Consider the following 10,276-nt stretch of genomic DNA (forward strand, 5'->3'; position numbering starts at 1 on the left):
CAAAGGTAAGTATTCCTTTTAAAAACTGGTTTTCCTTTTTTTAGATTGGAAAGGCTGAATACATGTGATATTACTCTTTTACCGACTTAACTTCCTCTAAAGTAGCGGGATCTTCCACATTATTATCCCAGGCATAAAAAATATAATTTAAAACATCTGTTACTTCCTGATCGGACAGTCCCATGGCCGGCATCAAGCTGTTATACTCTATACCATTGACTTCTATAGGGCCTTTTAAACCGTGTTTCACAGCGCGAATAGTTTCCGTGCGTTTGTCTGTAAGCCAGTCTGATCCTGCGATAGGAGGGAAGGCATTTTCAATTCCTTCTCCGTTGGACAGATGACAGGTAGCGCAAAAATTATTGTAAATTTTTGCCCCTCTTGAAAAACTCTCTTGAACTTCCGGGTTGTGTAATGCAGTTTTTTCAGTAGCAGAATTCTCCTGATCGTTTTTTTTGTCGGATTTACACCCCGCCAGAATTAAAACGATAAAAATGCTTAACAATTTTTTCATTCTATTGCTCTTCTTCGGACGTTGTTAATCTCACTATACCTGTTCCTTCAAGAGATACATAAATATCTCCGTCGGGACTTTGTGCGATATCTCTGACTCTTCCTATTCCTTCTAATAATTTTTCTCTTTTCGTAACGGTTTTTCCATCCAGCTCAAGGTGTTCCACATACTGAAACTTCAGGGATCCGGCTAGAAGGTTGCCTTTTAGTTCAGGATATTTGTCAGAGGTTACATATAGAAGTCCGCTTGGAGCAATTGAAGGGGTCCAGTGAAAAATAGGATCTTCAAATTCAGGTCTTGCTGTTTCCTCCGTAAAAGTGGAATTGTCATAATTTATTCCGTAGGATACCACTGGCCAACCATAATTTTCACCTTTTTTAATGATATTTATTTCATCCCCGCCCTGTGGTCCATGTTCATGTACCCAGATTTCACCGGTTTCTGTATTCAACGTCATTCCCTGTGGATTTCTGTGGCCAAAAGAATAGACCGCTTCTTTGGCATTTTCTTCACCAACGAAAGGATTGTCTTCGGGAATGCTGCCGTCTGGATTGAGACGGTAGATTTTTCCACCATCACGGCTAAGGTCTTGTGGATTTTCATCACGGTTACCACGATCCCCAATAGAAAAATACATATATCCATCATTAAACGTAATCCTTGAACCGAAATGCTGTCCACGGGTGCTGTTTGGAGTTGCTTTATATAAGTCCTCTTTTTGTACCAGTCGGCCGTTCTCAAGCTTGGCTCTCATAAGAGCTGTATTGCCGCCTTCTCCTTCCCCTTCTGAAGAGGAATAGGTGAAATATATCCAGCCGTTAGAAGCATACTCGGGATGTACAGTAACATCCAGAAATCCTCCCTGGCCCCGATTGTAAACTTCAGGGGCTTCCTGCACCTGCTGTTTTTCACCATCTTCAAAATGTATGAGCTCTCCACTTTTTTCTGTGATCAACATGCTTCCATCAGGAAGGAAATCCATACCCCACGCAATATCCAGGTCGGGTACTACTACTTCGTAGCCATACTGTGTTTCTGAAGGATCTGCAGGCAGAGTTTCAGAGGCAATGGGCTGCGCTGAAGAGACAGTATCATTCTGATTTTCTTCATTACCAGCCTTATTAGAAGATTTTCCATTCTCGCCACAGGCAAAGAAACAGAATGCTATTGATAAACCAAATAAAATACGTTTCATAAAATATATTTTGACAGGATTAATAAGGTTAAAATTAATCCAGGTGATATAATAATGGACTAAGATATAAAAAACTCAAAGTTTTCATTGTAGACTTAACATAATGTTTATCTTTGCAGCCGTTCTAAACGAGTTAAGGGTTTGGAATTTGAACATATTGAAATTTACAGCGCAAGCTGTTATCGCGGGGTGTAGCGTAGCCCGGTTATCGCGCCTGCTTTGGGAGCAGGAGGCCGCAGGTTCGAATCCTGCCACCCCGACCAAGTCCATTACTATATGGCATCAAAACCTTGTTAATCGTATAATTGACAAGGTTTTTATTTTTAGGCATTCCTTAAATTTAATATGAATCATTTAAAAACATTCATATGCAGTGACCTGTTCGGTGACTCAAAGTTTTATCACTGTCGGCGCATTGTTGGACTTTATGTCTTTGATTACATTCATCTAAGACGCTTTAAATACCTGATTTTAATTATTCTTGTTATTTTTCATTACATGGAATTGTAAAATAGGATTGAACCGTTTCAATAAATCTGGTGAAACTAACTTACACTTTATAAAATCCATGCTGATCATTCGGTTTTATTCTGGCAGGAATTTTTTTAATGGTAGGCGTACCGCTTAATTAAGATCATATGAGCTTATTAAATTGATCTCATTATTTTTATAGCTGTACTGCCGCAGGATATTTTCCCCTATAAGTACCAAGACGTTTTCCGTTGGAATTACATCATAAGCATTAACGTCTGGAAAATGATCTTCAAGAACAAGGGTGGGAGTGTTGGTAGCATCATATATTTTTAATCCGGAGCTGCCATCGCAAACAAATAATTTGTTTTCTCTTACGCCAAGTCCGTAGGGTCCATCCATTTCATAAACCTGGAGGAGTTGGGGATTTGTCTTATCCGAAACATCTATCACCTCAAGTTGATTCAGGTTCTGCCCGCACAAATTTCCGCCTCTTATCGTAACATAGGCGATATCATTGGCTACTACAACAGGATCACAGCCTAAAACATGAGTTATTTCTGACATATAAGCTGGAGCAGCAGGGTCTTCAAGACTGTAAATAAACATTCCGGCAGCACTCCCTAAATACAGGTAACCTTCTTTATTAAAAATAGTTTCTATTTGCCAGCCCACATAATGAGAATTGAGCTTTTGGGGATTGGACAAATTACTGATATCAAAAACCTGAAGATCACTTTTGCCTACTGTATAAAGAAAATCTCCTCCTATGTTGAATCTCGCCATAGAACCACCGGTTCCTGAATTCGTGCCATCGCCGGCACTGTTAAAAGCAATATCTTCATTAATCCATCCCAATTCTTCATTTGTTTTTTCACGTGTTTCAAGTGTGTATCCCACGATCACCTCTTTTTCATAATTATAATTTTTAAAATCTAAATAGGCTGCGGAGGCAGGTAATTCGGGATATAAATGATCATGGAAGACATTCTCGAGCCGTTCCAGAATTTCAATGTCATGAATATCACTTATGTCAAACGTCACCAGATCTCTACCGGAATTAGCGTACAGAACATTACCTTTAATAGCAATATCTGTATTTTGAGGAATGTTGATGTACTTAATTTTTTCCGGATGGTAATTTGAATTATCCACCACCAGTATTCCTTTCATGTTATCATTTATAAAGATAAAATCTTCATATACGTAGATCTTTCCTGACTGCTCGATTTCTTTAGGTTCTTCAAGTCTTACAGAAGCCCTGAAATCGGCAACAGAAAGCGTTACAGGAACAGCTACCTGGTAGGTTTCAGCAGTATCATCACCCTTATCACAGGATAGAAGAAAAAGAATCATCACAGGAAAAAGAAGAAAGGAAAGATTTTTCATAATTATACATTATAAGATGTTTATACTAATATGACCTGAAATATTCAAAAGGTTGCGTGAAAGGTTATATTATTTCCGCATTGATTAAATTTTTACTAGTAATCTTTAATATAAAAATTCTGAAATTGAATATGTGGAGAAGCTTCAGGCAAAGTGGGAGGTGGACTCAAAGCTCCGGGATAGGACAATGAGAATTCTTGAGGGAACTTCTGCACTTAATACGTGTATGATATTCCCGTCAGGAGATATATAAACAGCAAAAGAAAAAAATGAAAGAAGTAGGAGCTGCGTTTAAGATTATAGGAAAAATGATATGGTGATTTAAATTTCAGCATTAGACGATCTGAATCTGTAATTCTTCAGAAAAGCTAAAAATCAAAGGCATGAAAATCTAATTCCATGCCTCTTCATTTTCTTTCATAAAATCTTTTTCAGGATTTTTTTTCTAATCTCTCTTTTAAATGATTGTTATCGGTAAGATCCAGGATCATTGGGGTAATACTGGTTTTGCCATGCCTCACGGCCCAGCGATCTGTTCCTTCGTCAACATTTTCAATTGGGATCACGGTGAACCAGAAATGCTCTTTACCGGACGGACTTTTCTGCGGAATGACTTTTCCGTCGTAATGCCGTATACTTTGACTGGTCCATATAATTTCTCCTTCAGGCTCGCGGGGGAAATTTATATTCAACAGTTCCCTGTCCTTTTCATGTACCACTTCTTTTAAAGCTTCCTTTACAAATGGAGTAAGGGCGTCAAAATCTGGTTCTTCTTCATTTACAGAGACACTTAAAGCTATCCCCCGGATCCCGAAAAGAACTGCCTGTCGCGCTGCCGACAAGGTTCCCGAATGCCAGGCCGAATTTCCAAGATTGGCACCAATATTTATTCCCGAAAGTACCAGATCGATCTCATCAAATAAATGGGTGCCCAGCGCCACACAATCTGCAGGGGTCCCGTTCACTCTGTAAGCTTTTATTCCTTCAAAGTGAATAGGAGATTTTTTATAAGTAATTGGTTTTCCGGCCGTAATAGCCTGGCCCATGGAAGATTGTTCAATATCTGGCGCCATTACTATAACTTCTCCATATTCTGAAGCCGCCTGGGCCAGACAGGTCAATCCCGGACTGTAAATTCCGTCGTCATTCGTTACTAATATCTTCATAGTTTTACATTTAAAATCTATACTTCATTTTCTTTCAGTTTTAAGGTACAAAATAATATAGCCTCCGTAAAGCCAGAATTTTCCGGAACCCAGAATTTTATAAATTATTTAATAAACCTGCACCAAAAAATATTTTTCTGAAAGGAATAAATCATAAGTTATCGTTAATCCAAAGCGATTTTTCAACCGGATGTTTATTTTTATAAGACTCAAAAAATCCCATTAGATGAAAGTAGCGCAGATAGTCCATAATCCAACCGCAGGAAATGGTAAGCACACGAAGAAAGATTTACTCCACAAGGTAGAAAAAGAAGGTTTTGAGACAAAATATGTATCTACCGATGAAACAGGGTGGGAGGATTTCCTGAAGAATGAGCCCGATGTCATTTTTTTGGCTGGAGGAGATGGTACCGTCCATAAGCTGGCGGCGGTTTTGCTGAAAGCCCCCATAGTAAAAAGAAGAATTCCAATACATTTGTTTCCCCACGGCACTGCCAATAATATTGCAACAACATTAAAAATCCCCTCTAATGTTTCTGCTCATGAAATCAATTTTAATGGAAGGAAATTAAATTTCGACAATGGTAGTATTACGGGATTAGAGGAACAGAATTTTTTCCTGGAAAGCGTCGGAATGGGCATTTTTCCTGAGTTAATTTCCGAAATGAAAAAGAAGGATATTGAAGCCGAAACCCTTTCAGAAAAACTGCAGCGTACCCTTGAAGTATTGCTTAAAATCATTCGGAATTTCAAAGCTGAAGAAGCAGAAATTGTTGCTGATGATATTACTATTAAAGGAAAATTTCTAATGGTAGAGCTTATGAATATTAAATATGTGGGGCCTAATTTAAAACTTGCTCCGGCTGCAGATCCGGGAGATGGTTATTTTGATTTGGTTCTTATTCCCGAAGAAAGCAGGCGCGAACTTCAGGATTACCTTTTAAAATTGATTAAAGATGACAGGGAGAGCCTTGATGTACGGGAATTTTCAAAAACTATTCGTGCAAAAAAGGTGGAATTTAAACGTTACCGGACACCAGCTCATATAGATGATGATTTGAATGATACAGCCAAAAGTTTTACGGTGAGCGTTCAACCTGCCGGTTTTCAATTTCTGGAAATTACTTCTGAAAAATAAAAGCTTTGAATAAATAAAAAAGCGATGAAAAAAGAAGGAATTCCCTTTGATAATTCTCAGGAAGCTGTTTAATTTGCATTCTCTAATTCGGGATGTGGCGCAGTCCGGTAGCGTATACGTCTGGGGGGCGTAGGGTCGCAGGTTCAAATCCTGTCATCCCGACTTTTGCCATATCAAATGGCACTAAATAATACCTAAATAAATGATTTTCAGTATTTTAGTGAAACTGGAGATCATTTTTTTTTGTTTGATATCAACTAAAAAGTGACCTATTCGGTTACCTAATCGGTTACCTGTTTTTTCTTATCTTTCCCTAGCCTGGAGGCTTTAGAGTGACTTGACTTCTGTTAATTATGTTAAATCGGTTACCTAAAAACGAAGGAGATGAAATTGAAACCCACCTTTCGCATTCTGTTTTGGCTGAATACTGCCAAAGCAAAAGACACTCTTGCACCTATTTACGCGAGGGTTACTATCAATGGCCGCAGGTCAGAAATCAGTTTGAGAAGACAGTGCCATCCCGATTCCTGGGATGATCGGGCTCACAGGATCAAAGGAAGAAATCCTGAAGCCACTATTCTAAACAACTATCTGGATGCTAAATATGCCAAACTGCTCCAGTGTTATGAAGATCTGCTCAAAGAAGATGGCATTATTACAGCACAGGCAATAAAATCTCGGTTCCTGGGTTCAGATGCTTCCTATAAATCCCTTAAGGATATTCTGGAGCATCATAAAACCAACATGGAAGATATTCTCAAACACGGAACCTTGAAAAATTATGGAGCTACTGAAAAATATTTATCACAATATCTCTTCAGGGAACATAAGACTGCTGATATCTTTTTAAAGAATATATCTTATCAATTTATTACAGGATTTGACAGGTTCCTTCGAAGGCAAAAGGATAAAGCCGGTAGAAAACAGTTAAATAACAATGGCATCATGAAACATATGGAGCGGTTTAAGAAATTAATTAACTTATCTATTAAATTGGGTTGGTTAGAAAAAGATCCTTTTCGAGATTATAAATTGAAGTTTGAAAAGTTTGATCGTGCTTATTTAAACCAAAGAGAGTTAGATTATATTGAGGAAACACGATTCTCACGTGCAACACTGGAGACGACAAAAGATATTTTTCTTTTTGCCTGCTATACCGGTTTGTCTTACATTGATGTAAAGCAACTTACGACAGCTAATTTAGTAAAAGGAGTGAATGGAAAAGACTGGATCTACTGCAGGCGGGAAAAGAGCCAGACTCCCATGAAGATCCCTTTACTCGAGAAGGCACAAAATATTTTACAAAAGTACCAGGATCCTGTTTCAGAATTCCTTTTGCCGGTTTACAGCAATCAGAAAACAAATAGTTACCTGAAAGAAATAGCCACGCAGTGTAAGATTTCAAAAAAGCTCAGTTTTCACGTTGCCAGGCATACATTTGCCACAACTGTTACCTTATCCAATGGCGTGCCCATAGAAACTGTTTCCAAGCTCCTGGGCCATTCTAAACTATCAACCACACAAATATATGCACGGGTGGTAGATCAGAAAATTGGAGAGGATATGGATCTTTTGCAATCCAAATTATTGTAAAGATTCTTTCGGGCAAAAAAGAAAAAGGATTTAAGTCGTTTCAAAATTTTTCTCTTTTCAGGAGCTTAAGAAATATATTTTTATAAAAACTAATTACCCTATTTATCCAACTCCTTGAGAGTCCTCTTTTTTAAGCTCTTCTGGTGGGTAAATAGAACATTAATCTATCTACCCTATTTACCAGTAATTGGGTAATTAGAAAATGCTGGGATTTTTTATCCAATCCCACTGGATATAGGCCGTGGGTAAATAGGTGGATAGTTATATGATTTTATAAAATTTCTATGTTGATGAAAAAGAAAAAAAGCGAACGAAGCGCAGCGTAGTGCTGCAAGCCCCATACCTACCGAACTAATACTATGAAATGTCTACTGGAGAAAATTGTTTTAAATTTTGCAACCTTCGGGCGCAAAGTAAAATTTGTCATGACAATGACACATCTTGCTTTGCTTTAATAATCTACTTCATTAATTAACTGACCTGAATAAAGAAAAAATCACATTATGATGCCGCAATTTACCAAGTAATGGTCAACCAGCTTTCCAATTCTGGTACTGCGTTTATAAATATGTTCTTAAGAGTCTTCATGAAAAGTATATTTACAGTAAATATTTGCCTAAAACTGGGACTTCCAAAGGCTTTACAGTAAAAGTAGTTCAAGTTATAATAAAAAATAATCATAACTATTTGATTTAAAGCTGGTAAGGGGAAATAACCTCGCTTCAGCGGGTTATCCTCTTGCTATTCCCCTTCTTTAACAATAAAGGTTTTTACAGGATGAAATTACTACCTCTATTTAATAACATTTCATCGGAGAATACTCTCAAGAAGGACAGCTATGAACTTGTAAGAAAAACTTTTATTTTTAGAAATATTTAACATAGATTAGCTGCGGAAGGCTTGGTCAAAATGGGACTGAGCAACCGTAAGGCTGCCCAGGAGTGATCAAAAGAAGTATGCCAAGCATTTTTTACTGAAGCCTCGATCTTCATACTTTCAAAATTATTTTTCCATATACTGTTGCCAGGTGACAAGGATATATTTCTTTTTACCATTTTCTTTTCTTGTAAGGAATCCAAATTCATACACGAAAAGATAAACGTCCCCTTTATTGTTTTTCCAGTAATGGGTAAAGAATTTCGGATCAAAACCATGTCCTAGAAGAACCTCGCTTTGTACAGTGGCTTTTCCAGCTTTATTAAATGATTTGAGGATTTTGCGGTTGGTTTTTAGCTGCCGGTCTACCTTGTGATAAAATCCTGCGTCCTCATCACGATTTTTACTATAATGCCACGCACTTTTACAATAAGGATCGCAAAACTTTTTATCTGGTCTTCCCTGAAGATCACTATTACAGGCCAAACACTGTTTTGGATTCGTCATGACAATAGCCGTTTTAGTCGTATAATATACGGATAATAAACGCTTTACCTGTTTTTAGGTGTTACTTTTATTAGAAAATAAAGGAACTGCCTAATGGACAGAAAATGCATTACATTGAAGAATTTACTGATTAAGCAGAAAAAATGTATAGGGTTGAAATTCTATACAGATAAGGTGGTACAGGCCCTGGTGAACGACCTTCCCGATGTAAGATGGAGTGAAGAATACAGGATGAGTTATATAGCCAACTCTCCTGCTAACTTAAACCTTATATTTAAAACCTTTCGGGGAGTTGCCTGGATAAATTGCAATTTTTTCTATGCGAGAAGTAATTTTGGAAAAGAAACAGAGCCGGTAGATGTGCAGCGGTTTGGTAGCAGGGAACCTGTAGAGGGGAAAAAATTATGTCCAGAAAGTTATCTGCGAAAACTTGAATTAAAATGCTACGCTAGCAGTACGGTAAATACTTATGTTTCCTGTTTTGAAGCTTTCCTAAATCATTATGTAGACAGAGAGCTGAAGGATTTGAACGAAAATGATATAAGGCTTTACCTTCAGAAACTAATAAGGGAACACAGTTCCAATTCTTACGTCAATCAGGCCATTAATGCTATAAAGTTTTATTATGAAGTGGTTTTGGAAATGCCCAACCGTTTCTATGCCATTGAACGTCCTCGTGCAGAAGAGAAGCTTCCGCAGGTATTAGCAAAGGAGGAGGTGCTTTCCATAATTGAAAATACCAACAACATCAAACACAGGTGCATTGTGAGCCTGTTGTATTCAGCCGGTTTGCGAAGGGGTGAAGTTTTAAACCTGAAACCCGATGATATTGACAGCAAGAGGATGGTTATAAAAGTACGGTCAGGAAAAGGAAATAAAGACAGGTACACCATTCTTTCTGAGAAGCTTGTGGTTGATCTAAGGATCTACTATAAAGAATGGAGACCAAATACATTTTTGTTTGAGGGACCGGGAGGAAAGCGATGCAGCCCCGAAAGCGTGGCCTGTATTGTAAGGGAAGCTGCAAGAAAGGCAAAAATTAAGAAGAAAGTGACACCCCATGTATTACGTCACTCCTTTGCTACCCACCTACTAGAAAATGGAACGGACTTAAGATATATCCAGGTGCTGTTAGGCCATAAAAGCACCAAGACTACAGAAATCTATACCCATGTGGCAACTAATATTTTTTTCAAAATCAAAAATCCGCTAGATTAGTCGATAAAGACAAAAGAGATATAAATGTAATACTACATTTTATTTCGAAATAAAATGTAGTATTACATTTATTAGTACGTTGTGAACAAGGCAAAAAAAGGCATTTTTGAATGGTGAGTTTTGGAGATTTTCTGGAGCATCTTTTTGCAATGGACATTTTCGGACTGACAATCGCAACAGATTCAAACACGACGGACTAAAATTGGATT

The 10,276-nt window shown here is 37.7% G+C and carries 8 protein-coding genes and 2 tRNA genes; 5 read left to right on the forward strand and 5 right to left on the reverse strand.

The window, feature by feature from the left end; all coding sequences use genetic code 11:
- Window positions 1-70: 70 nt before the first annotated feature.
- Together IE056_RS13755 and IE056_RS13760 are read right to left on the reverse strand one after the other, a co-directional pair.
- The gene (locus IE056_RS13755) at window positions 71-514 is read right to left on the reverse strand and encodes a c-type cytochrome (protein ID WP_189605293.1); all 444 of its coding nucleotides are present in this window, start codon (window positions 512-514) and stop codon (window positions 71-73) included.
- 1 nt (window position 515) lies between these two features.
- Window positions 516-1,709 carry a PQQ-dependent sugar dehydrogenase gene (locus tag IE056_RS13760; protein WP_189605294.1) on the reverse strand — a complete coding sequence of 398 codons (1,194 nt, stop codon included), beginning with the start codon at window positions 1,707-1,709 and terminating at the stop codon, window positions 516-518.
- 185 nt (window positions 1,710-1,894) lie between these two features.
- Between IE056_RS13760 and IE056_RS13765 the strand changes: the two genes are divergently transcribed.
- Window positions 1,895-1,972: transfer RNA gene (locus tag IE056_RS13765), tRNA-Pro, on the forward strand.
- Between the two features lie 361 nt (window positions 1,973-2,333).
- On the opposite strand, the gene IE056_RS13770 is transcribed toward IE056_RS13765, so the two are convergent.
- Window positions 2,334-3,569 carry an LVIVD repeat-containing protein gene (locus tag IE056_RS13770; protein WP_189605295.1) on the reverse strand — a complete coding sequence of 412 codons (1,236 nt, stop codon included), beginning with the start codon at window positions 3,567-3,569 and terminating at the stop codon, window positions 2,334-2,336.
- 431 nt (window positions 3,570-4,000) lie between these two features.
- Window positions 4,001-4,735: a 5'/3'-nucleotidase SurE gene (gene surE, locus IE056_RS13775; protein ID WP_189605296.1), complete on the reverse strand. Its 735-nt coding sequence runs from the start codon at window positions 4,733-4,735 to the stop codon at window positions 4,001-4,003.
- 226 nt (window positions 4,736-4,961) lie between these two features.
- Between surE and IE056_RS13780 the strand changes: the two genes are divergently transcribed.
- From IE056_RS13780 to IE056_RS13790, 3 genes are all read left to right on the forward strand, one after another.
- Complete coding sequence (locus IE056_RS13780) at window positions 4,962-5,873, forward strand: diacylglycerol/lipid kinase family protein (protein WP_189605297.1); 912 nt, start codon at window positions 4,962-4,964, stop codon at window positions 5,871-5,873.
- An 88-nt stretch (window positions 5,874-5,961) separates the two neighbouring features.
- Window positions 5,962-6,035, forward strand: a tRNA-Pro gene (locus IE056_RS13785).
- Window positions 6,036-6,257: 222 nt separating this feature from the next.
- A complete protein-coding gene (locus tag IE056_RS13790; protein WP_189605298.1) occupies window positions 6,258-7,466 on the forward strand; it encodes a site-specific integrase in 1,209 nt (402 codons plus the stop codon).
- A gap of 1,002 nt (window positions 7,467-8,468) precedes the next feature.
- Here IE056_RS13790 and IE056_RS13795 read toward each other — a convergent pair.
- On the reverse strand, window positions 8,469-8,849 hold the full coding sequence (locus IE056_RS13795; RefSeq protein ID WP_189605299.1) for a hypothetical protein: 381 nt from the start codon (window positions 8,847-8,849) through the stop codon (window positions 8,469-8,471).
- Between the two features lie 93 nt (window positions 8,850-8,942).
- Between IE056_RS13795 and xerA the strand changes: the two genes are divergently transcribed.
- Complete coding sequence (gene xerA / locus IE056_RS13800; RefSeq protein ID WP_189605300.1) at window positions 8,943-10,067, forward strand: site-specific tyrosine recombinase/integron integrase; 1,125 nt, start codon at window positions 8,943-8,945, stop codon at window positions 10,065-10,067.
- The last annotated feature ends 209 nt before the right edge of the window (window positions 10,068-10,276 follow it).

The organism is Salinimicrobium marinum (assembly GCF_014651535.1).
Taxonomy (GTDB): Bacteria; Bacteroidota; Bacteroidia; order Flavobacteriales; family Flavobacteriaceae; genus Salinimicrobium; species Salinimicrobium marinum.

Excerpts from the sequence above, each read along its gene's own strand:
- IE056_RS13755 (WP_189605293.1), bottom strand. The coding sequence starts at position 514 with ATGAAAAAATTGTTAAGCATTTTTATCGTTTTAATTCTGGCGGGGTGT.
- IE056_RS13780 (WP_189605297.1), top strand. The coding sequence starts at position 4,962 with ATGAAAGTAGCGCAGATAGTCCATAATCCAACCGCAGGAAATGGTAAG.
- xerA (WP_189605300.1), top strand. The coding sequence starts at position 8,943 with ATGGACAGAAAATGCATTACATTGAAGAATTTACTGATTAAGCAGAAA.
- IE056_RS13770 (WP_189605295.1), bottom strand. The coding sequence starts at position 3,569 with ATGAAAAATCTTTCCTTTCTTCTTTTTCCTGTGATGATTCTTTTTCTT.
- IE056_RS13760 (WP_189605294.1), bottom strand. The coding sequence starts at position 1,709 with ATGAAACGTATTTTATTTGGTTTATCAATAGCATTCTGTTTCTTTGCC.
- IE056_RS13795 (WP_189605299.1), bottom strand. The coding sequence starts at position 8,849 with ATGACGAATCCAAAACAGTGTTTGGCCTGTAATAGTGATCTTCAGGGA.
- IE056_RS13790 (WP_189605298.1), top strand. The coding sequence starts at position 6,258 with ATGAAATTGAAACCCACCTTTCGCATTCTGTTTTGGCTGAATACTGCC.
- surE (WP_189605296.1), bottom strand. The coding sequence starts at position 4,735 with ATGAAGATATTAGTAACGAATGACGACGGAATTTACAGTCCGGGATTG.